We start from the raw sequence: 20,102 nt of genomic DNA on the forward strand, positions 1-20,102 counted from the left end.
CGCCTTCTTCGTCGGAATCGTCATCATCGCCTTCTTCGTCGGAATCGTCATCATCGCCTTCTTCGTCGGAATCGCCTTCATCGTCTGAATCGTCTTCCTCAGATCCATCGTCGGAATTCTCCTCCTCGTCACCGTCGTCTTCTTCGTCAGAATCGTCATCATCGCCTTCTTCGTCTGAATCGTCTTCCTCGTCGCCGTCAGTGTCTGCAAACTCGACGTTCGTCACGTGGACCTCACCGTCGGCTCCGGCGGCTGAGGCTCCTCCGACGACGCCCCCGGCGAGAGCGAGCGTCGACAGGAGGATCGCCACACAGAGCCACGCGACGGCGAGCTCGCGGCCGTACATACGGATACGGACGGAACGGGAGCGTATTGTAATGCGCTCGACACTGTGATTAATTCTCACTTAGACCGTCTGTCTCGTCGCGACGGCGCGCCTCTCGACGAGTGTCGACGTCGCTCGCCGCGTGTTTGAAAACCTAAGTACCCGTCCGGCAAAGATTGCGATATGCAGACGTTGCTTTTGAACGCCGACGACGTCGACGAGAACGCCCGCATGGACCGCGTCATCGACGCGGTCCGCGGCGCCTTCACGGCCTACGAGCGCGGGAACGCCAAGATGCCGGCAAAGTCGTACATCGACCTCCCGGAGTACAACGGCGACTTCCGGTCGATGCCCGCCTACCTCGACGTGCGAACCGAGGACACCGCGGAGGACGACGGCTGGGACGCCGCCGGGATCAAGTGGGTCAACGTCCACACCGACAACCCCGCCGACCACGACCTCCCGACCGTGATGGGGACGATGATCTACTCCGACCCCGAGACGGCGTTCCCGCTCGCGATCCTCGACGGCACGACGCTCACGATGAAACGCACGGGTGCGGCGGCCGCGGTCGCCACGGACGAGCTGGCGGTCCCGGACGCGACCTCGCTGGGGATCGTCGGCGCCGGCGTCCAGTCGTACACCCAGCTGGAGGCGATCGCCGCGGTCCGCGACATCGAGGAGGTCGTCGTGAGCGACCTCGACGAGGAGCGCGTCGCCGACTTCATCGACGCCTTCGACGACCGGTTCGACGTGCGCGCGGGCTCGGTCTCGGAGGCCGGCCACTGCGACGTGCTCTCGACGGTGACCCCCGTCGAGGAGCCGATCGTCGGACCCGGCGACGTGGGCGATCACACCCACGTCAACGCGATGGGTGCGGACGCGGCGGGCAAACACGAACTCGCCGACGGGCTCCTCTCGGACGCGACGATTGTCATCGACGACCACGAGCAGTGCACCCACTCCGGCGAGATCAACGTCCCCTACGCCGCGGGGAACCTGACCGACGACGACATCTACGGCGAGATCGGCGAGATCGTCGTCGGCAACCGCCCGGGTCGAGCCGGTGCCGGGTCCGGGAGCGACGCTGCCGCCGGCGGGACGCGGAACGCCGGGGTCGACGGCGTCACCGTCTTCGACTCCACCGGCCTCGCGATCCAGGACGTGGCGGCCGCCCGCGTCGTCTACGAGCAGGCCGACGCCGACGGCAACGGCTACCCGTTCGACCTCCTCGGGCTCGCGGAGTAGCGCAGGCCGTTCTCGCCTCTCCGCGTCCCGCCCCCGTTGCTCCCGCCCGACCGCTTTTTGTCGCCCGCGCTCCTACGGGAGTCGTGCAACTCGTTAGCGTCGCGGCGCTCGCGGAGAACCGTGCGATCGGCCGGGACGGCGAGGTACCGTGGCCGCACATCGAGGCCGACGTCCGACAGTACAGAGAGCGCGTCGCGGGCTCGCCGGTGATTCTTGGCCGCCGCACTTTCGACTCGATGCGCGACGACCTCCCCGGGTCCCGCCAGATCGTCGTGAGCCGGAGCGTCAACTCGGTCGACGTGCCGACCGCGGTCGTCGCCGACGGCGTCGACGCGGCGATCGAACGCGCGGCGGAGATCGCGGGCGGCGACGACCCCGTCTACGTCCTCGGCGGCGGTGCGATCTACGAGCTGTTTCAACCGCACCTCGACCGGATGGTGCTCAGCCACGTCGCGGAGAGCTACGAGGGCGACACGTTCTACCCGGCGTGGGACCCGGACGAGTGGACCGTCGCCGCCGAGTCCGCGTTCGACCGGTTCACGCTCCGCGAGTGGGCCCGGCGCGACGACTCCGCCTGACCGCCCGGTCTATCGGGCGTCCGTTCCCGCGCTCTCCGCGTACGACCGGAGCTGTAGCTCCGCGCTCTCGGTGAGCCTGTCGAGCGCCTCCCCGACGCCGTACTCCCGAGCCTCGACGGACGCCTCGGCGACCAGCGTCCGGACGGTGTCGAACGGGCCGATCCGCGCGCCGGTCGTGGCCGGCGACTCCTCGGTGTCCAGCAGCTGGTCCATCGCCGTTCGGTAGCCGGGGTTCTCGTCGAACCAGCCGTCCCGCGCCAGCCGGTCGACGGCGCCCTCGTGGACCGGGAAGTACCCCGTCTCCCGGTGCCACCGCGCCTGCTGTTCCGGCGCGGCGAGCCACCCGAGGAACGCGGCGGCCGCCCGCTGCTGCGCGGTCGACGCCCGATCGGCGACCCACAGCGAGCCGCCGCCCACGACGACCCCGTGGCGCTCGTCGGCCACCGGGAAGTACCCCGTCCCGACCGGGAACGACGCGCCCTCGCGAACGCCGACCATCGCCGAGGTCGACCCGATCAGCATCCCGGCGCGCCCCTCGTGGAACGCCTCCCGCGCCCGCCCCCGCGCCTCGATTCCGGGGTCGTGGTAGAGGCCGTCGGCCGCCATGTCGGCGATCCACTCGTACACGCGCTCGCCCGCCTCGCTGTCGAAGGACGCCTCGGTCGGCGTTCCCGCCCGTCCGTTCTCGGCGTCGACGAGCGGCTGGCCGGCCTCGGCGAACCACTGCTCGACGAACCACGAGTAGTTCGCGAACGTGATCCCGGTCTCGGTGACGCCGCGTTCGACCAGTCGCTCGGCGCAGTGTCGCACCTCGGCGAACGTCGACGGCGGGTCGTCCGGATTCAGCCCGGCGCGCTCGAACGCCGCCCGATCGTAGTAGAGCACGGGCGTCGAGGCGTTGAACGGGATCGAGTGGAGCCGGCCGTCGGTCCGGTAGTAGTTCGCGACGGGGTCGAGGAGGTCGTCGGGGTCGAGCCGACTCTCCGCGAGCAGGTCCTCGACCGGGGCGAACGCCCCGCTGTCGAGCGCGCGCTTGGTACCGATCTCGTAGAGGTGCGCGATCGCCGGGGGCTCGCCTCGCTCGGCCGCCGCGAGGGTGGCGTCGAACACGCCCCGGTAGCTCCCCTTCGAGGAGGGGCGGACCGAGACGCCGTCGGTCACCGCCTCGAACTCGTCGACGAACTCGTCGAGCAGCCGCGCCTTGCGCCCCCTGAGCGCGTGCCAGAACTCGACGACCGTGTCGTCGTCGCCCGCCGCGCTCCCGGCGAGATCGTAGGCGTCGAGCCGGTCGTCGAGCGCTCCCGTCCGGTCGTTCAGCGTCGACGCGCCGGCCGCAACCTCCGTGAGCGACGTCTTCTGCGTGTGGGCGATCGTCGTCACCTCGGCGGCGTCTTCGGCGGTGTCGTCCGCGAGGCCGCCGACCGATTCGACCATGTCGACGGCCTCCTCGATCGCGGCCGCCTGGTCGTCGGTCGCGTCGCTGATCTCCTCGACGCCGCTCGTGGTCTCCTCGATGTCGTCGGTCAGGTCCGTGAACGCTTCGAGGGCGCTCTCGGCGGTGTCGATGCCCTCGCCGACCCGGTCGCGCATGTCCGTGATCTCCGCGACGGTGGCGTCGGTCTCGTCGTGCACCGAGCCGATCGACGACTCGATCTCGGCGGTCGCGTCGCGGGACTCCTCGGCGAGGCTCTTGACCTCCTCGGCGACGACTTCGAACCCGGCGCCGGCCTCGCCCGCCCGAGCGGCCTCGATGGAGGCGTTCAGCGCGAGGATGTTCGTCTCGTCGGCGATGTCTCGGATGAGGTCCGTGACGTCTTCGATCGCCGCGACCTCCGCCTCAAGCTCCTCGACGCGGTCGAGCGCCGTCTCGGTGCGCTCGTCGACCACCCGGAGCTCCTCGATCGCCGCGGCTGCGGCGTCGTTGCCCTCGTCGGCGCGCTCGGCGACGTTTCCGGCCGTCGTCGCGACCTCCTCCGCCGACGCCGCGACCTCTTCGGTCGCCGCCGAGACGCTCTGTAACTCTCGGGTCGCCTCCGCGATGTCGTCGCGCTGGCGGGTCGCCGCCGCCTCGATCCCGTCGACCGCCTCGTACACGTCGTCGCTGTGCTCCTTCGCCCGCGCCACGTTCGACCGCACGTGTTCCGAGGCCCCCGCGACCTCGTCGCCGAACCCCTCCGCCGCGGACAGCGTCTCGGCGACCCCTTCCACGAACGCGTTGAGGTCGCTCGCGAGCGCGGCGGCGTCCCCGCTCGCCTCCGCCTCCGGGAAGCGCGCCCCGAGGTCGCCGTCGGCGAGCCGCGCCGCGACTTCGCGGAACGCCTCGATCGGCGCGCCGCCGCTCCCGGTCCGCGTCGCCCGCGTCGTTTTCGCCGTCCGCGTCGCCTCCGCGTCCGTGGGCTGTGACGGCTCTTCCCCCGAGCGATGGCCGTTCGAGCCCACTCTGAGCTCGCCGTCGGTCTCCGCCTCGCTCGACCGTTCCCCCGTGCCGTTGCGATCCATTTGCCGCTGGTTTCGCGCGGGGGTATATAATCGCTCGACGCGAATTATCTACCTTAATAACGAACTCGAGGCCGGCGGTCACTCGCCGGTACGCTCGGTGCAATCGGCGTCTACCGGTCGGTGTGCTCGCTCTCGTGACCGGCGTCTACCGGTCGGTGTGCTGGCTCTCGTGACCGACGTCTACTGGTCGGTGTGCTGGCTCCCGTCCCCGTCGACCCGCGTCGCGAACCCGAACCGCGGCTTGGCGTCGTCGACCTCGACGGTCACGGTCTCGCCCACGTCGGCGTCGTCGACGAACAGCGAGTACCCCTCGACGTACGCGATCCCGTCGCCCTCGTCGCCGCGCTCCTCGACCGTCACCTCGATCCGATCGCCCGCCGCGACGGGGGCGGTGTTCAGCCCCTTAGCGACGAGGTACACCTCCGAGGAGGAGTCGCGGGAGGCCGGCGGCGAGACGGTCCGGAGGTACTCGAACTCCGCGCGGACGTCCTCGCGGAAGGCGTCGAGGTCCTCGCCCTGGAACACCTTCACGACGAAGTCGCCGCCGGGCGCGAGCAGCTCCTCGGCCACGTCGAACGCCTGCCGCGCGAGGTGGACCGACCGGGCGTGGTCGAGGGCGTACTCGCCGGTCATGTTCGGCGCCATGTCGGAGATCACCGCGTCCGCGCCGCGCTCGCCGACCGCCTCGCGCAGGTAGTGTCGGGTGCGCTCCTCGGTCATGTCGCCGCGGATCGTCTCCACGTCGTGCTCCTCGAAGTCGTCGATGCGCTGGAGGTCGACGCCGACGACGGTGCCCGACTCCCCCACCTCCTCGGCGGCGACTTGGAGCCACCCGCCCGGCGCGGCGCCGAGGTCGACGACGGTGTCGCCGCGCTCGAACAGGGCCGACTCCTCGTCGATCTGTTTCAGCTTGTAGGAGGCGCGGCTCCGGTACCCCTGCTGTTTCGACCGGTTGTAGTATTCGTCTTTACCGCTCATCTCTCTCTCACCACGGTTCGGCACGGGACCGCCGAAATCGAGGGCGAACTAGCGCTCATACCCGGAACGACGGGACCGACCCGGAAATGGACATCGGATGCGAGGCCTCCGTCGAGGACGAGACGCGCGGCTACTCGTTCGGGCGTCGCAACCGCGCCGCCACCCGTTCCAGGGCGGACGCGACCGCGCCCAGCGGTCGCCATCCCGCGGTCTCATCGGCCGCGGGGGATTCCGCGTCTGGGTCCGGCTCGGCCTCCGACCGGGCCGCGACGATCGCCTCGTAGTTGTCGATCATCTGCTGGCGCTCCTGTTCCTTCGACTCGACGATCTGTTCGAGCGCCTCCACCTCCGCTTCGAGCGCCTCCACCTCGGCCGCGAGCACGGCGACGCGGACCCGGTGGTGGTAGCCGGGGAGCCGGTTCCTCCCCGCCCGGGTTTCCGCGGACGCGGTCGACCGGAGCCAGGGGCAGTCGATCGAGTCGACCGCCTCGACGTCGTTACCACCGAGCGTCTCGCGGGGACCGAATGTAGAGGACATCCTTGGGGGATCTATGTGTACGAATACCACACGGAAAAAGCTCAGTCAGCCGCGAGTCGGACGCGCCGCTTGCGGCCGATTCACGACGACGTTTCTTCGCTCCCTCCGCCCACGGCCGCTCGCCCCCACAGGCGGTCCGCGTCCCCGTCCGGCCGGACCGCGAAGCCGAGGTCCGCGTAGAACGCCCGCAGGTCGGCGTCGAACGCCGCGGTGACGACCGAAACCGCGGCGTCACGCTCGGCGCGTCGCACCGCCGCGGCGACGAGCGCGGAGCCGATCCCCCGCCCGCGACGCGCCCGCCGGACGGCCACGGCGTCGACGTGGACGCGGTCCGGCTCGGGCCGCGTCGCGATCAGCGCGCCGGCGACCGCGTTCGTTCTGTCAAATCGCGCGACGAGGGCGTCGCCGGCGTCGATCGCCGCGTCGACGACTCCGGGGTCGGTCTCCAGCATGGCGGCATCGAGCACGCGGAGGACATCGAGTCGGTCGTTCGCCGAGGCCGTCTCGATCGCGATATCGTCAGGCGGCTCCGCCGGTGGGGATCCCCCGCTCACGCGTCGTTCGCCGGACCGCCCTCCGCCGGACCGCCCTCCGCCGGATCGCCGTTCGTCGGACCGCCCTCCGCCGAGCCGCCCTTTATAAGTCTCAGCAGCCGCACCTCGTCGGCGTCGACGACGCGGTCCCCGGGGACCGGCGAGCCGTCGACCAGCGCGGACGCCTCCTGCGGGTGGTAGCCGGCCTCGCGGATGAGGTCGGCGTAGGTGGCGTCGTCGGGGAGGTCGTACTCGGTCGTCCCCTCGCCGACGACTTCGACGGAGACGTTCATCGGTCCGGGGTCTCGACGAGGGCGCTCACGGGCGCTACCCGTCCAGCTCCTCGCGGAGCAGCCCGTTCACCTCGCCCGGGTCGGCGCTGCCGCCCGTCGCCTGCATCACCTGCCCGACGAGGAAGTTGATCGCGCCCTCGTCGCCGTCGTGGCTGTCTCTTATACACATCTCTGATGGCGCGAGGGGGNNNCCCTCGCGCTCGATGACGGTCTCGGGGTCGTCGCCCTCGTCGAGCATCTCGCGGAGCACGACCTCCTCTGCGTTCTTCACGGTGAGCTCCTCGGCGGCGACCAGCTCGATCAGGCGCGTGAACTCGTCGAGGCGCTCTTCCACGTCCGTAATCGACATCTCGCGGTAGTTGAGCTCGCCGAGCAGGTTGTCGGCCACCCACGTCGCGGCGAGCTCGGGGTCGAACTGCTCGGCCACGTCCTCGAAGAAGTCGGCGACCGCCTTCGTCGAGGTGAGCTTCGAGGCGGACTCGCGGTCGAGCCCGTACTCCTCGCGGAAGCGCTCCCGGCGGGCGTCGGGCAGCTCCGGGATCGGAATCCGTTCTTTCCAGTCCGACACCTCCAGCGCCGGGAGGTCGGCCTCCCGGAAGTAGCGGTAGTCCTTCTCGGCCTCCTTCGAGCGCATCGAGACGGTGACGCCGCGCGCCTCGTCCCAGTGGCGGGTCTCCTGTTCGATCTCGCGGCCGCGACGGAGCACGTTCTCCTGTCTGGTGACCTCGTACGCGAGCGCCTGCTCGGCGCCCTTGTGGCTGGAGATGTTCTTCACCTCGGCGCGGTTCACGTCGGCGAGGGCGTCGTCCGTGATCGTGCCGTCCTCGGCGACCTCGCGCTCGGGGACCAGCGAGACGTTGGCGTCGACGCGCAGGCTCCCGTCGCGGGTCGGGTCGAAGACGCCGAGGTACTCGAGGACTTCTTCGAGTTTCGCCAGGAAGGCGCGCGTCTCCGCCGGCGAGCGGAAGTCCGGTTCGGTGACGATCTCCATCAGCGGCGTCCCGGCGCGGTTGTAGTTCACGAGGGTGTGCGTCGCCGACTCGATGGAGCCGCCGGCGTGCTGGAGGCTCCCGGGGTCCTCCTCGAGGTGCGCGCGGGTGATCCCGATGGTCCGGGGCTCGCTGTCGACGCGGACCTCCAGCTCCCCGGACTGGCAGATCGGGGCGTCGTACTGGGTGAGCTGGAAGTTCTTCGGCAGGTCGGGGTAGTAGTAGTTCTTCCGGTGGAACGTCGTCGTCTCGGGGATGTCGGCGTCGATCGCCTTCCCCACCTTCACGGCGGCCTCGACGGCGGCCTCGTTGAGGACCGGCAGCGCGCCCGGGAGCCCGAGGCAGGTCGGGCACGTGCGCGTGTTCGGTTCCTCGTCGTCTCCGGGCTCCGTCGAGCAGCCGCAGAAGATCTTCGTGTCGGTCTCGAGCTGGACGTGGACCTCCAGCCCGATCACGACCGTCCGCTCCTCCGTCGCGGCCTGAGTGCTCATTACCGACCCGTTGCGGGCGGGTCACCTAAATCGTGTCGGGACCGATACGATGCGGATTTGTGCCGAACTGGCGCGGATTCGAGAATCCCTCTCTGTGCTTCTCCGCTTCTCGTCGTCACCGTCGGTGACGCTGCGAACGTCTCCAAAGGCCCAGCCGCTCGTTTATAAATAATTGAGCACGGATCGACAGCGAACACCTCCAAAGCCCCAGCCGCGAGGGCGGCGTACACTCGCTGCGCGCCTCACTCGGTCGCTGGCGCTCCCTCGTTGCGGTGCTTGCGTCGTCTGCGCCGCCCTCGCGGCTGCCCCTTTGAGTCCCACCGCCCGCACGGTACCGCAGCCTCGCGCCTCCCCAGCCTCGTCGGCCGGCGCTTATAAGCGCCNTCCCTCGCGCGTGCGACTCGCGGCCTGCCGGCCGCTCGTCGGCACGCGCCACCGCAGTAATTCTACGTGAGTTGCGCCGCGTCGCTCGCCGCGGTCGCCCCCTTCCGGAGGCGTTGCTAAACCCTTATGAGCGCGCGGGTGGGAGGAACGGCCGTATGAGCGATCTCCCGGACGACTTCGACTGCACCCTCACAAACTGGGAGTACATCTACGGGCTCTGCCGCAACGTGTCGAACGAGGTGAAACGCGCCGACTTCGAGCCGGACGTGGTCGTCGCGCTGGCCCGGGGCGGCTGGTTCGCGGGGCGGTGCATCTGCGATTTCCTCGGCCTCAACGACCTCACGAGCCTGAAGATGGAGCACTACGTGGGCGCCGCCGAGAAGAGCGACGAGCCCCGGATCCGCTACCCCATGCCGGAGGGGAGCGTCGAGGGGAAGGACGTCCTGATCATCGACGACATCGCGGACACCGGCGGCTCGATCCGCCGCGCCGAGGAGTACGTCGACGACCGGAACGCCGGCGAGGTCCGGACCGCCACCCTCCAGCTGCTCGGCACCTCCGAGTTCCAGCCCGACTTCGTCGGGGAGCGGCTCGAGCAGTGGACGTGGGTCGTCTACCCGTGGAACTTCCTCGAAGACATGATCGACCTCACCGAGGGCGCCATGGAGCGCGCCGACCAGGACGTGTTCGACCGAGAGGACGTCCGCCACTACCTCGAGGAGTACCACAGCATCGGCCGCATCGAGATGGAGGTCGCCCAGGCCGGCCGCCTCGACGAGGTGCTCGACGAGATGGTCCGCCGCGACGTGGCCGACCGCGCCGGCGAGGACGCCTGGACGCTCGCCGAGTAACCGCCCGCGATGGCCGGAGACGAACCGGATCCGGACGCCGAGGCTCCCGACTCCCCCGACGAACTCGCCCTCGACGCCCTCCTCGACGCCTACGCCCTCAAAGACGAGCGGCGCACGGGCTGGCAGCTCCGCGGCGTCGACGCCCCCGAGTCGGTCGCCGCGCATACGTGGGGCGTCGCGTACCTCGTGTTAGCGCTCGGCGACCGCTTCCGGACGGACCTCCCCGGACTCGACCTCGACCGCGCGCTCCGGCTCGCGGTGGTCCACGACGTCGCGGAGGCCGAGACCGGCGACGTCGCGACCCGCGCCGACTCGACGGCTGACACGGTCGACCCCGATGCCAAGGCGGCCGCCGAGCGCGAGGCGATGCGCGACCTCGCCGGACCGCTCCCCGACCGGGTCCGGGAGGCGTGGGAGGCGTACGAGGCGCGCGAGTCGCCGGAGGCGGTGCTCGTCAAGGAGTGCGACCTGCTCGACGTCTGCCTCCAGGCGGTGCTCTACGAGCGCGGCGACCGGTACGACCCCGCCGACGGCGACCCGGGCGCGTTCCGCGAGTACGACGACCTCGACGAGTTCTTCGCGACGACCGAACCCCGACTCCGGACCGAGACGGGTCGGGCGCTGTTCGCCCGGCTCCAAGAGCTGTACCGGGCCGCTCGCGATGGGGCGTGAACTCAGTCGGACGCGCGCCAGGCGGCCGCGGCGGCGTCGATCACCTCTAACGCGTCTCGGCTGCCGTCCGCCTCTCCCTTCTCGAAGTCCTCCTCGGTCTGTCCCATCTGGTTGGTCACGTGCGCGAAGCAGACCGCCGGCCGCGCTCGGTCGCCCGCGGTGACGTGCCGCCGCACGTACGCCGCCTCGCGGTCCATGACGGCGGTCCCGAACTCGCTGTCGCAGAACCGGACGAAGCTCTCGACGTCGCTCACGGCGCGGCCCGTGCCGTCTCCTCCACCTCCAGCGGGTCGTCCGTCGACGTCGCGGTGACCAGCCGCAGGTACTGCCCCGCATTCGTGAGCAGCTTGTTCTCCGCCTTCCGGAGGTGTTCCTCGTACGTGGAGCGAGCGACGGCCGTCAGGTCCGCGAGATCCCGCAGCGAGGTCTTCCGCGGCTGGGTGTAGTAGCCGCGCTCGAGCGCCAACTGGAGCGCCGCCAGCTGTCGGTCGGTGATGTCCTCGAACAGCTGGTTCGCCGGCGCCAGCATGCTGTGCGGGACCTGCGCCTCCGAGATCGAGGTCTTCGAGAGCAGCTCGATCTCCCTGTCGGACCGCAGGTTCCCGAGCAGCGCGTGCACGTCGTCGGCGTCGAACGCGACCACCGTGTAGTGCTCCCAGCCCTGCTGGTAGATCGTCGGCGCCTGATACAGGCAGTTGTGTCGCTCGAACCGGTCGACGACGGACTGTTCGAGCGAACAGAGACAGGACTGCGTGACGACGTGGTACCCGCCGTCGCCCTCCGACTCGTGGAGGACGGTCCCGATCCGCTCGATGTCCTCGAGCAGCTCGTCCGTCGGCGTCGTCTCCGTCGTGATCTCGAGCACCTGACAGTCGCTCAGGGGCCACTCGCGTATCGTGAGGTCCGGGTGCCGCTCCGAGATCTCTCGGTACGGGCACTCGTGTTTGACTCGGATGGAGGCCTCGTACAGACTCATACGTGGGAGTTTGGAACTGCCGCTGATTAACAGTGCCGGTCATGTCCGGCAGTGACGGTATGCCCGCACACCCGCTATTCCGGAACACCGATGCAGACGCTATCGCCGGACGTGCTCAGCGAACAGCTGCGAAACGACGACGAGGGACCGCTCGTCCTCGACATCCGCCACGAAGCGGAGTTCGAGAAGTGGCACATCCCGGGCAGCGTCAACGTCGACGTGTACGACGAGCTGACCGGCGACCCCGACCGCGCCAAGCCGGCGCTCTCCGCGCTCCCCCGTGAGTCGCGGATCGTCACCGTCTGCGCCGAGGGCGTCGTCTCGCAGACCGCGACGGACGTCCTCCGCGAGCTGGGCTACGACGCGGTGACGCTCGGCGAGGTCCGGAGCCGGAACGCGGACCTCGCTCTCGACCGCGAGGCGTTCGTCGAGGAGCTCGCGTCGGACGTTCCGGACCACCCGCCGAACTTCGAGCGCGTCAAGCGCACGAACGTGGGACGGGAGTCGGTTCCGGCGGACGAACTGGCCGAACTGGAGCTGGGGCCGAACAACTGCGCGGCCGAGTGACCGATGAGTACGGTAACTGACGTCAAACAGGGGATCCGCGAACACCGCTGGCAGTTCTCGCTGCACGTTCTGCTCGTCTTCGCCACCGGGCTGACCATCGGGTCCGAGCGGACCGTCGTCCCCGCGCTCGGGGAGGAGGTCCTCGGCGTCGAGTCGTTCCTCGTGATCGGCTCGTTCGTCGTCTCCTTCGGGGTCGTGAAGTCGATCCTCAACCTCTACGCCGGCAAGTGGGGCGAGGAGTACGGCCGCAAGCCCGTGCTCGTCGCCGGGTGGGTCACGGCGCTCCCGCTGCCGGTCATCCTCATCTTCGCCCCGAGCTGGGGCTGGATCACCGTCGGGAACGTCCTGCTGGGGATCAACCAGGCGCTGACGTGGAGCATGGCGATCAACGCCAAGATCGACCTCGCGAGCCCCGAACAGCGCGGTCTCGCGGTCGGTATCGACGAGTCGTTCGGCTACACCGGCGTGGCCGTCGGCGCCTGGGTCACGGGCGTCATCGCCAGCCAGTGGAGCCTCCGGCCGGAGCCGTTCTACTTCCTCGCGGTCGTCGTGGTGCTGGCGTTCCTCATCTCGGTCTTCCTGATCAAAGAGACCGTCCAGTACGCGCAGGCCGAGGGCGACGACGACGCCCGCGACGCGAACCTCCCGTTCAAGGAGGTGGTAAAGCGGGCGACCTACGGCGACCGGACGCTGTTCGCGGCGGCGCAGGCCGGTCACGTCGAGAACTTCGTCGACACGCTGTTCTGGATCGCCGTCCCGCTGTACCTGCTCGGACAGGGGCTCGACATCGCCGCGGTCGGGGCCGTGGTCGGCGTCCACAGCGCGATGTACTTCCTCCAGATCGGGACCGGCGGCCTCGCGGACCGGATCGGGCGACGGCCGCCGGTCATCGCCGGGATGTTCCTGGCCGGCGCGGGCGTGCTCGGGATGGTCCTCGTCGAGGGGTACCTCCCGTGGGCCGTTCTGGCCGGCGTCTCCGGGCTGGGGATGGCGCTGCTGTACCCGAACCTGATGACGGTGCCGAGCGACGCGGCCCACCCGACCTGGCGATCGGCCGGGATGGGGGTCTACCGGATGTGGCGCGACTCGGGCTACGCCGTCGGCGCGGTCCTGATCGGCCTCTCGATGGAGTTCGTCAACGCCGAGGCCGCGTTCTACCTGACCGCCGTCCTGATGTTCCTCTCGGGCGCGGTCGTGTACGTCTGGATGGAGGAGACGCATCCCGAGTTCGGGACCCACGAGCCGCCCGCCCCCGCACCCGAGTCGCCGCCCGAGCCGATCGCACAGGACTAGCCGCCGCCCGAGCNTGGCGCGGTCGTGTACGTCTGGATGGAGGAGACGCATCCCGAGTTCGGGACCCACGAGCCGCCCGCCCCCGCACCCGAGTCGCCGCCCGAGCCGATCGCACAGGACTAGCCGCCGCCCGAGCCGATCGCACAGGACTAGCCGCCGCCCGAGCCGATCGCACAGGACTAGCCGCCGGCTGGCGCCTCGGCGACGCGTCCTTTCGTGACTGCCGACCGGTTCGACGTTCGTCGAACATCAAAACCGACGACTGTAGGTCCTCTCGCGGCCGATTAGCGCCGAGAGATAGCAAGAACGTTAACGGCCGAGTTCGTTCCGGCGAGTGAGAGCTTTCACCACGCATGTCCGAGAACACTGACCTGATCATCGTCGGCGGGGGGATAAGCGGGGCGTCGCTTTTATACACAGTGGCGAAGTTCACCGACATCGACGACGTGACGCTGATCGAGAAGGAGCGGGAGATCGCGGCGATCAACTCCCACCGGACGAACAACTCCCAGACGCTGCACTTCGGCGACATCGAGACGAACTACACCCTCGAGAAGGCCGAGGAGGTCAAGGAGGGCGCCGAGCTGCTCGCGGGCTACCTCGAGGGGACCGACCCGGACCGGGAGATGCACAGCAAGCGCAGCAAGATGGTGCTCGGCGTCGGCGACGAGGAGGTCGCCAAGCTGGAGGAGCGCTACCGCGAGAACGGGTTCGGCGACCTCTTCCCGAAGCTGCGCGAGATCGGTCGCGACGAGATCGCGGCGCTGGAGCCGAAGGTCGTCGAGGGCCGCGACCCGGGCACGGAGCTCAAGGCGCTCCAGACGCCCGACGGCTACGTCGTCGACTACGGCGCGGTCGCGAAGTCGTTCGTCGACGCCGCCCGCGAGGAGGAGGGCGTCGGCGTCCACCTCGGCACCGCGGTCGAGAACGTCGACGAGGGACGCGACGGGTTCACCGTGGAGACCGACGACGGCGACTTCGAGGCCGACGCGGTCGTCGTCGCGGCCGGCTCGCACAGCCTCCAGTTCGCCAAGGAGATGGGGTACGGCGAGCACATGTCGCTGCTGCCGGTCGCGGGGAGCTTCTTCCTCGCGGACGACCTGCTGAACGGGAAGGTGTACACGCTGCAGATGAAGAAGCTCCCGTTCGCGGCGGTCCACGGCGACGCCGACGTCCACGACGACGGCGTCACGCGGTTCGGTCCCACCGCGAAGCTCGTCCCGGCGCTCGAACGCGGCGAGCTCTCCACCGTGAGCGACTTCGCCGACGTGTTCGGCTTCTCGCCGGCGTCGGTCCTCAGCTACGTCAACATCCTCTCCGACCGCATCCTGTTCCCGTACGTGGTCCGGAACCTCGTGTATGACCTCCCCAAGGTCGGCAAGCGCGCGTTCCTCCCCAACGTCCAGAAGGTCGTCCCGACCGTCGACGTCGACGACATCGAGCGCGCCAAGGGGTACGGCGGCGTGCGCCCGCAGATCGTCGACACGGAGAACAAGGAGCTCGACATGGGCGAGGCGAAGATCACCGGCGACGGGATCCTGTTCAACATCACGCCCTCCCCGGGCGCCTCGACGGCGCTGAAAAACGCGATGACCGACGTGCAGACCGTCCTCGACTTCTTCGACGGCGACCACGAGTTCGACGAGGCGGCCTTCCGCGAGGCGACGATCGAGAACTTCCCGCGGGTCGACGACGAGGGCCCCGACGCCGAGGCCGGCGAAGGCGACGGCCGCGTCCCCGCCGAAGCCGACGACTGATCCGGTTGGGTCGGCGCGCGACTGATCCGGTTGGGTCGGCGCGCGCACCGCGCGAACCCGGCCGGATCGCCGCTCGATACCGCTCACTGCGCGGCGCGGCGTCGCTATCCGGTTTGAGCCGGCTGTGACCGGTTTAATCCGGGTACAATCGCGCCAAAGTCGGCTGCAGGGCCGCCCTCCCTTTTATCCAATCACCCGCTACGACGAGTTGCAATGTTCGAAGCAGATCCGGTCACGATGGCAACGCTCGCAACCGACGCGGCCCAGACGGTCCTGCAGGTCGGCCCGCCCGCGGACGCCGCCGCGCAGGCCCCCGCGTTCGTGCAAGACATCCTCGCCGAGGTCGGCTCCTCGGCCGGCGACGCCGCCGGCGGGCTCGGCGAGACGATCAGCGGCATGACGCCCGGCGGGAGCGACGTCGCCGCGGGCGCGAGCGACGCGGCCGAGGGCGCGGGCGAGGCGGCAGGCGCCGCGGGGAATGCCCCGGGCCGATAACGGTCGCCTCGCGACCGGGACGGTCGACCCCTCACTGACGACGGTCGACCCTTCGCCGACGCCGCTCACCGCTCGTTCTCGCGCGATTATTTAAATACCGAACAGCCGGCGGCCCGTCAGCCTCGGCTCAGGCCGGCGCCTCTTCGCCGACCTCCCGCTCGAACGCCTCCCTGAGCACGCGGATCGCCCGCCGCTTCGTCCCGTCGGGGACGAACACGAAGGGGATCGGCACGTCGAACGCGCGGTCGCCGTACAGTCCCCAGTCGCCCACCGAGCGCGTCGTTCCGCCGTACGCGATGGGGATGTCCTCCAGCTCGTCGGGGTCGTACGCGGGGACGTACGAGCGGTCGATCCACACCTCGTGTGCCGGCACGTCGAGGGCGTCCGCGAGGAGAGACTCCAACCGGTCGTCGCCCTCGGTGAGCCACGCCGTGAACTCGTCGAGGTCGGGGGCGCGTCCGCCTCCGGCGTCCTCACCCTCTCCGTCGTCCTCGCCGTCCTCGCCCTCTCCGCCGTCCTCGCCCTCTCCGCCGTCCTCTCCCTCTCCGCCGTCGAGATCGCTGCCGATCCGGTCCGCCAGCGCGATCCGGTGTTTCCAGCAGGTGGCCGGGAAGCGCCGCCCGCGGAAGCGGTCGTACATCGACGCCAGCGTCGAGTCGGGGTTCTCGCGTGCGGCGACCCGGAGGCGCTCGAGCACCCCGTTGTCGTCGAGCTCCCGGTCTAAGATACCGTCGACCGTGACCGGGCTCTCGCCCGTCTCGGCCTCGTACTCGCCGAGCATCGCCTGCAGGAGCCGGTTCGCGTACACCGACTTGTGGTGCTGGGTGACCCACATGTACAGCGCGATCCGCCCCTCGAGGTAGTTGCCGATGGTCGACAGCGCCTTCTCCGAGAGCGCCAGCCCCTCCTCGGGGTGGGCGGTGTAGGCGTCGACCATGCGCTCGACGTCGAAGCTCAACACGCCCGCGCCGGTCATGTAGTTGTCGCGGGTGATGTAGTCGAGCCGGTCCACGTCGATGGGGGAGTGGAGCAGCTGGGCGCCGACCCCGTACTGCCACGGCTCGCCGCGCTCGTACGCGAGGCTGTAGCCGAGCACGTACGCGCACACCTCGAAGGGGTCCACGTCGAACGCGCGGAGGGCGTCGCCGTACTCCTCGACGATGATCACGCAGCCGAGCAGCTCGTGCGGGTTCGCCGAGCGGAGCGGGGCGCCGCCGACGCCGGCCGCGTCGAAGGCGTCGACCAGCCCGGTCTCCGCGACGCGCTCCCGGAGGATCCCCTCGTCGAGGAACCCCTCCGAGAGGTGCGAAAAGGGCGGGTGTCCCACGTCGTGGAGCAGGCAGGCGCACTCCAGGGTGCGCTGGATCTCCTCCAGCTCGTCCGCGGTCGCGCCGCGAGCGAAGTACGACTGTCGGCGGAGGTTCTCGAAGACGGTCCGGCCCAGGTGGTAGACGCCGAGCGAGTGCTCGAACCGGGTGTGGTTCGCGCCGGGGTAGACGAGGTGGGTCGCCGAGAGCTGGCGGACGTACCGCAGCCGCTGGAAGGGCCGGGTGTCGACGACGCCCTCGACGAGCGCGTCCGGCAGCTCGACGTAGCCGTGGACGGGGTCTTTGATCTGCGTGGTGGGCATCGATTGTGGACACGAGACCGCCCCGCGCCCTGCTTCTTTCGGTCCGTCGTCCGCCGCGTCTCACGCCCGAAACGGGCGAGTCAGTCCTTATAAATATCGAGCCCGGCGATCCCCACGCATGGAATCGGACGCCGCCGCTCCGGACGATCGGGCGGACGCCGTCGGGACCGACTCGCCGATCGTCGACCGCTGGCTCGCGCTCGACCGCGGCTGGCAGGCGCTCGCCCTCGGCCTCGCCGTCGTGGGCGCTCACGCCGCGGGCCAGGCCGCGGGCCTCTTCTGATGGGCGTCGTCGACGCCGCTCGCCCGTACCTCCCCGGACTCGGGCTCTTGGCCGCCGGCGCGGTCCTCTCGCACCTCGTCGCCGGCGCGGTCGACGGGCTCCAGCCGCTCGTGGTCGCCGTCGCGCTCGGCGCGCTCCTCGGCAACACCGCGGGAACGCCCGACGCCGCGAAGCCCGGCGTCGGCGTCGACAAGCTCTTCTTGGAGACCGGGATCGTCCTGCTCGGCGCGGCGGTCGTCGTCGAGGAGTTCCTCGCTGCGGGACCGACGGTGCTCGGACTCGTGGTCGTCGCGGTCGGCGGCGGGCTGCTGCTCGCGGAAGCGATCGCCCGGCTCCTGTTCCGGCTCGACGGGACGACGCCCTCGCTTTTGGCCGCGGGCGCGAGCATCTGCGGCGTCTCCGCGGTCGTCGCGATCGGGCGCGTGCTCGACGCGCGCGGCTCGGCGATCACGTTCGCGGCGGCGACCGTCCTCCTGTTCGACGCCGTCACGCTCGTCGCGTTCCCGATCGCCGGCGAGTGGCTCGGGCTCACCGGCCGGCAGTTCGGCGTCTGGGCCGGCGTGAGCATGTTCTCGACCGGCCCCGTCGCGGCCGCGGGGTTCGCCCACTCGCCCGAGGCGGGCCAGTGGGCGACCGTGACGAAGCTCGCGCGCAACTCCCTGCTGGGCGGCGTCGCCGTCGCCTACTCGCTGGCGTACACGGCGCGGTCGGCGACCGACCCGGGCGTGCGCCGGCTGTGGGCGGAGTTCCCGAAGTTCCTCCTCGGCTTCCTCGCGGTCGCCGCGGTCGCGAACAGCGGGCTCCTCTCGCCGGCCGCGCTGGAGTCGATCGGGCGCGTCTCGGACGCGCTGTTCACGCTGGCGTTCGTCGGTCTCGGGCTCTCGATCCGGCTCCGCGAGATGCGCGAGGTCGGCGGGGCCGCCGTCGGCGCCGTCCTCGTCCACCTGCTCGCCGTGAGCACCCTGGCGCTCGCGGCGGTGCGGTGGCTGCTGTGAGGCCCGCCGATCGCGTGTCGCCGACCGCGTTCACTCCGTATAAGTACCGGGCGGGCGCACTCCGGGTATGAGCACCATCGGCTTCATCGGCGGCAGCGGCATCTACGAGGCGCTCCCGCTGAACGACGTGCGCGAGGTCGAGTACGACACGCCCTACGGCGAGCCCAGCGACGCGATCACGATCGGCGAGTTCGCGGACACCGGGACGGAGGTCGCGTTCCTCCCGCGCCACGGCTCGAACCACGGCGTCTCGCCCACGGACCTCCCGTACCGCGCCAACATGTACGCGCTGAAGCAGGCCGGCGTCACCCACATCTTCGCGTCGAACGCGGTGGGGAGCTTAAAAGAGGAGCTGGAGCCCGGCACGCTCGTCGTCCCCGACCAGATCTACGACCGGACGAAGGGCCGCGACCTCTCTTTCTACGGCGACGGCGTCGTCGTCCACCAGCCGTTCGCGGACCCGTACAGCCCCGAGCTGGTCGACCACCTCACCGGCGCGGCCGAGTCGGCCGTGGGCGGCGACGGCGAGAGCGACGACGGCGAGGGCTCGGCCGGGGACACGAACGTCGTGAAGGGCGGCACCTACGTCTGCATCGAGGGCCCGCAGTACTCGACGCGCGCGGAGTCGGAGTTCTACAAGAGCCAGGGCTGGGACCTCGTCGGCATGACCGCGATCCCGGAGGCGAAGCTCGCCCGCGAGGCCGAGATCGCGTACGCGACGATCGCGGGGGTCACCGACTACGACGTCTGGAAGGAAGACAGCGAGGTGACCCTCGAGGAGGTTCTCGAGAACGCCGAGCAGAACCAGCAGGCGATCAAGGCCGCCGTCGAGGAGGCGGTCCGGACGCTCCCCGACGACCTGGAGTGCGACGCGCACACCTCGCTCGACGGCACCGTCAACACGCCGACCGAGGCGATCCCGGAGGACACCCGCGAGCGCGTCGAGCCGCTGCTGGGCGACTACTTATAAACTCACTCGGCCCGGTCGACCCGGTCGGCTCGCTCGACCGGCTCGACCCGGTCGGATCGCTCGACCCGACTCAGATCATGTCGCCGCGCACCGACGCGCCCTCCTGTTCGGCACGTTGCCGTTTGAGCACGTCCGCGGCCTCGCGTGCCACGTCCTCGTCGGCGCCGAGCATGCCGAGCGCGGCGGGCAGCGTCGGCATCGCGAGGGAGGCGTCGCGCAGCCGGTCGAACGCCTCCTCGTCGCGGGTGCCGTCGACCCACAGGCAGACGCCGCGCGGGTCGAGCACCTCCTCGTAGGCGTCGCGGGCGAGCGCCCCCTTGAGGCGCTGGCGCACGTTGTCCTCGAAGCCCGCGTTACACACCTCGAGGTGGATCGGCTCGTCATCGTCGACGAGCTCGGCCGCGAGGCACTTCTCGGGCGCGGCGTACCCGTTGTCGCTCGTGCGGACGCGGTCCGGGTGCGCCGCGGCCCACTCGGCGCGGACGGAGGTGCCGACGCCCTTGACGCCGTATTCGGCCGCGAAGTCGGCAGCCGCCTCGGTGTCGCCGCCCATGATCACGTCCTTGGTGAGGTAGACGTCGAGCCGATCGACCGGGTCGAGTCCGAGCGCCACGTCGCCGAAGGCCCACACCTCGCGGACGGGGACCGGCATCGTCTCGCGCTCGACGCGGTCGACGAGCGCCTCCAGCCGGGCGACGGCCTGATCGCGGTCCATTAGGGGACCGTAAGCGGGTCACGGGCAAACCCGTTTCGCTCG

The 20,102-nt window shown here is 70.2% G+C and carries 22 protein-coding genes; 11 read left to right on the top strand and 11 right to left on the bottom strand.

The genetic code is table 11. The features are described 5' to 3' along the window. Positions 1–346, bottom strand: a 346-nt coding sequence (locus C468_RS18385) for a hypothetical protein (RefSeq protein WP_008848994.1), incomplete at its 3' end; no start/stop codon positions are given. A gap of 162 nt (positions 347–508) precedes the next feature. Here C468_RS18385 and C468_RS11170 point away from each other — a divergent pair. Both C468_RS11170 and C468_RS11175 read left to right on the top strand, forming a co-directional pair. Continuing rightward, entirely contained in the window at positions 509–1,573 is a 1,065-nt protein-coding gene (locus tag C468_RS11170; protein WP_008848995.1) for an alanine dehydrogenase, read from the top strand. An 83-nt stretch (positions 1,574–1,656) separates the two neighbouring features. Continuing rightward, entirely contained in the window at positions 1,657–2,151 is a 495-nt protein-coding gene (locus C468_RS11175; protein ID WP_008848996.1) for a dihydrofolate reductase, read from the top strand. A gap of 9 nt (positions 2,152–2,160) precedes the next feature. Here the strand turns inward: C468_RS11175 and C468_RS11180 are convergent, their stop codons facing one another. The 6 genes from C468_RS11180 to gatB all read right to left on the bottom strand — a co-directional run bounded on the left by C468_RS11180 (position 2,161) and on the right by gatB (position 8,472). Further along, positions 2,161–4,650 (bottom strand): methyl-accepting chemotaxis protein, encoded by a 2,490-nt coding sequence (locus tag C468_RS11180; protein ID WP_008848997.1) that lies wholly within the window; start codon positions 4,648–4,650, stop codon positions 2,161–2,163. A gap of 180 nt (positions 4,651–4,830) precedes the next feature. Then, entirely contained in the window at positions 4,831–5,628 is a 798-nt protein-coding gene (locus C468_RS11185; protein WP_008848998.1) for a 23S rRNA (uridine(2552)-2'-O)-methyltransferase, read from the bottom strand. Between the two features lie 130 nt (positions 5,629–5,758). Further along, entirely contained in the window at positions 5,759–6,166 is a 408-nt protein-coding gene (locus tag C468_RS11190; protein ID WP_008848999.1) for a hypothetical protein, read from the bottom strand. 80 nt (positions 6,167–6,246) lie between these two features. Next, positions 6,247–6,720, bottom strand: a complete 474-nt coding sequence (locus C468_RS11195) for a GNAT family N-acetyltransferase (protein WP_008849000.1) — start codon at positions 6,718–6,720, stop codon at positions 6,247–6,249. Beyond that, positions 6,717–6,992: a ubiquitin-like small modifier protein SAMP2 gene (gene samp2 / locus C468_RS11200; protein ID WP_008849001.1), complete on the bottom strand. Its 276-nt coding sequence runs from the start codon at positions 6,990–6,992 to the stop codon at positions 6,717–6,719. The genes C468_RS11195 and samp2 overlap by 4 nt, the downstream gene beginning before the upstream one ends. Before the next feature lie 34 nt (positions 6,993–7,026). Beyond that, positions 7,027–8,472, bottom strand: a complete 1,446-nt coding sequence (gatB, locus tag C468_RS11205) for an Asp-tRNA(Asn)/Glu-tRNA(Gln) amidotransferase subunit GatB (RefSeq protein WP_008849002.1) — start codon at positions 8,470–8,472, stop codon at positions 7,027–7,029. A 539-nt stretch (positions 8,473–9,011) separates the two neighbouring features. Between gatB and C468_RS11210 the strand changes: the two genes are divergently transcribed. Together C468_RS11210 and C468_RS11215 are read left to right on the top strand one after the other, a co-directional pair. Beyond that, a complete protein-coding gene (locus C468_RS11210; protein WP_008849003.1) occupies positions 9,012–9,707 on the top strand; it encodes a phosphoribosyltransferase in 696 nt (231 codons plus the stop codon). A 9-nt stretch (positions 9,708–9,716) separates the two neighbouring features. Further along, the gene (locus tag C468_RS11215; protein WP_008849004.1) at positions 9,717–10,379 is read left to right on the top strand and encodes an HD domain-containing protein; all 663 of its coding nucleotides are present in this window, start codon (positions 9,717–9,719) and stop codon (positions 10,377–10,379) included. A 2-nt stretch (positions 10,380–10,381) separates the two neighbouring features. Here C468_RS11215 and C468_RS19010 read toward each other — a convergent pair whose 3' ends face one another. Together C468_RS19010 and C468_RS11225 are read right to left on the bottom strand one after the other, a co-directional pair. Further along, positions 10,382–10,633: a hypothetical protein gene (locus C468_RS19010; protein ID WP_008849005.1), complete on the bottom strand. Its 252-nt coding sequence runs from the start codon at positions 10,631–10,633 to the stop codon at positions 10,382–10,384. After that, entirely contained in the window at positions 10,630–11,355 is a 726-nt protein-coding gene (locus C468_RS11225) for a helix-turn-helix domain-containing protein (protein ID WP_008849006.1), read from the bottom strand. Before C468_RS11225 ends, C468_RS19010 begins: the two co-directional genes overlap by 4 nt. A gap of 90 nt (positions 11,356–11,445) precedes the next feature. Between C468_RS11225 and C468_RS11230 the strand changes: the two genes are divergently transcribed. From C468_RS11230 to C468_RS11245, 4 genes are all read left to right on the top strand, one after another. Beyond that, the gene (locus C468_RS11230; protein ID WP_008849007.1) at positions 11,446–11,922 is read left to right on the top strand and encodes a rhodanese-like domain-containing protein; all 477 of its coding nucleotides are present in this window, start codon (positions 11,446–11,448) and stop codon (positions 11,920–11,922) included. Between the two features lie 3 nt (positions 11,923–11,925). Further along, the gene (locus C468_RS11235; RefSeq protein ID WP_008849008.1) at positions 11,926–13,215 is read left to right on the top strand and encodes an MFS transporter; all 1,290 of its coding nucleotides are present in this window, start codon (positions 11,926–11,928) and stop codon (positions 13,213–13,215) included. Between the two features lie 353 nt (positions 13,216–13,568). Next, entirely contained in the window at positions 13,569–14,972 is a 1,404-nt protein-coding gene (locus tag C468_RS11240; protein ID WP_008849010.1) for an FAD-dependent oxidoreductase, read from the top strand. A 213-nt stretch (positions 14,973–15,185) separates the two neighbouring features. Then, entirely contained in the window at positions 15,186–15,467 is a 282-nt protein-coding gene (locus C468_RS11245; protein WP_008849011.1) for a hypothetical protein, read from the top strand. 127 nt (positions 15,468–15,594) lie between these two features. On the opposite strand, the gene C468_RS11250 is transcribed toward C468_RS11245, so the two are convergent. After that, entirely contained in the window at positions 15,595–17,097 is a 1,503-nt protein-coding gene (locus C468_RS11250) for an HD domain-containing protein (protein ID WP_008849012.1), read from the bottom strand. A gap of 118 nt (positions 17,098–17,215) precedes the next feature. Between C468_RS11250 and C468_RS18660 the strand changes: the two genes are divergently transcribed. From C468_RS18660 to mtnP, 3 genes are all read left to right on the top strand, one after another. Beyond that, positions 17,216–17,380, top strand: a complete 165-nt coding sequence (locus tag C468_RS18660) for a hypothetical protein (protein ID WP_008849013.1) — start codon at positions 17,216–17,218, stop codon at positions 17,378–17,380. Continuing rightward, complete coding sequence (locus tag C468_RS11255; RefSeq protein WP_008849014.1) at positions 17,380–18,375, top strand: YeiH family protein; 996 nt, start codon at positions 17,380–17,382, stop codon at positions 18,373–18,375. The genes C468_RS18660 and C468_RS11255 overlap by 1 nt, the downstream gene beginning before the upstream one ends. A gap of 67 nt (positions 18,376–18,442) precedes the next feature. Then, on the top strand, positions 18,443–19,345 hold the full coding sequence (mtnP, locus tag C468_RS11260; RefSeq protein WP_008849015.1) for an S-methyl-5'-thioadenosine phosphorylase: 903 nt from the start codon (positions 18,443–18,445) through the stop codon (positions 19,343–19,345). Between the two features lie 70 nt (positions 19,346–19,415). Here the strand turns inward: mtnP and C468_RS11265 are convergent, their stop codons facing one another. Next, the gene (locus C468_RS11265; RefSeq protein WP_008849016.1) at positions 19,416–20,060 is read right to left on the bottom strand and encodes a DUF7095 family protein; all 645 of its coding nucleotides are present in this window, start codon (positions 20,058–20,060) and stop codon (positions 19,416–19,418) included. Positions 20,061–20,102: the final 42 nt, after the last annotated feature.

This window comes from Halorubrum kocurii JCM 14978 (assembly GCF_000337355.1).
Classification (GTDB): Archaea; Halobacteriota; Halobacteria; order Halobacteriales; family Haloferacaceae; genus Halorubrum; species Halorubrum kocurii.

What these genes read in the sequence shown, in the direction of transcription:
- C468_RS11170 (WP_008848995.1), top strand. Translation starts at nt 509, where the DNA reads ATGCAGACGTTGCTTTTGAACGCCGACGACGTCGACGAGAACGCCCGC.
- C468_RS11180 (WP_008848997.1), bottom strand. Translation starts at nt 4,650, where the DNA reads ATGGATCGCAACGGCACGGGGGAACGGTCGAGCGAGGCGGAGACCGAC.
- C468_RS11185 (WP_008848998.1), bottom strand. Translation starts at nt 5,628, where the DNA reads ATGAGCGGTAAAGACGAATACTACAACCGGTCGAAACAGCAGGGGTAC.
- C468_RS11190 (WP_008848999.1), bottom strand. Translation starts at nt 6,166, where the DNA reads ATGTCCTCTACATTCGGTCCCCGCGAGACGCTCGGTGGTAACGACGTC.
- samp2 (WP_008849001.1), bottom strand. Translation starts at nt 6,992, where the DNA reads ATGAACGTCTCCGTCGAAGTCGTCGGCGAGGGGACGACCGAGTACGAC.
- C468_RS11210 (WP_008849003.1), top strand. Translation starts at nt 9,012, where the DNA reads ATGAGCGATCTCCCGGACGACTTCGACTGCACCCTCACAAACTGGGAG.
- C468_RS11215 (WP_008849004.1), top strand. Translation starts at nt 9,717, where the DNA reads ATGGCCGGAGACGAACCGGATCCGGACGCCGAGGCTCCCGACTCCCCC.
- C468_RS11225 (WP_008849006.1), bottom strand. Translation starts at nt 11,355, where the DNA reads ATGAGTCTGTACGAGGCCTCCATCCGAGTCAAACACGAGTGCCCGTAC.
- C468_RS11230 (WP_008849007.1), top strand. Translation starts at nt 11,446, where the DNA reads ATGCAGACGCTATCGCCGGACGTGCTCAGCGAACAGCTGCGAAACGAC.
- C468_RS11235 (WP_008849008.1), top strand. Translation starts at nt 11,926, where the DNA reads ATGAGTACGGTAACTGACGTCAAACAGGGGATCCGCGAACACCGCTGG.
- C468_RS11240 (WP_008849010.1), top strand. Translation starts at nt 13,569, where the DNA reads ATGTCCGAGAACACTGACCTGATCATCGTCGGCGGGGGGATAAGCGGG.
- C468_RS11245 (WP_008849011.1), top strand. Translation starts at nt 15,186, where the DNA reads ATGTTCGAAGCAGATCCGGTCACGATGGCAACGCTCGCAACCGACGCG.
- C468_RS11250 (WP_008849012.1), bottom strand. Translation starts at nt 17,097, where the DNA reads ATGCCCACCACGCAGATCAAAGACCCCGTCCACGGCTACGTCGAGCTG.
- C468_RS18660 (WP_008849013.1), top strand. Translation starts at nt 17,216, where the DNA reads ATGGAATCGGACGCCGCCGCTCCGGACGATCGGGCGGACGCCGTCGGG.
- C468_RS11255 (WP_008849014.1), top strand. Translation starts at nt 17,380, where the DNA reads ATGGGCGTCGTCGACGCCGCTCGCCCGTACCTCCCCGGACTCGGGCTC.
- mtnP (WP_008849015.1), top strand. Translation starts at nt 18,443, where the DNA reads ATGAGCACCATCGGCTTCATCGGCGGCAGCGGCATCTACGAGGCGCTC.
- C468_RS11265 (WP_008849016.1), bottom strand. Translation starts at nt 20,060, where the DNA reads ATGGACCGCGATCAGGCCGTCGCCCGGCTGGAGGCGCTCGTCGACCGC.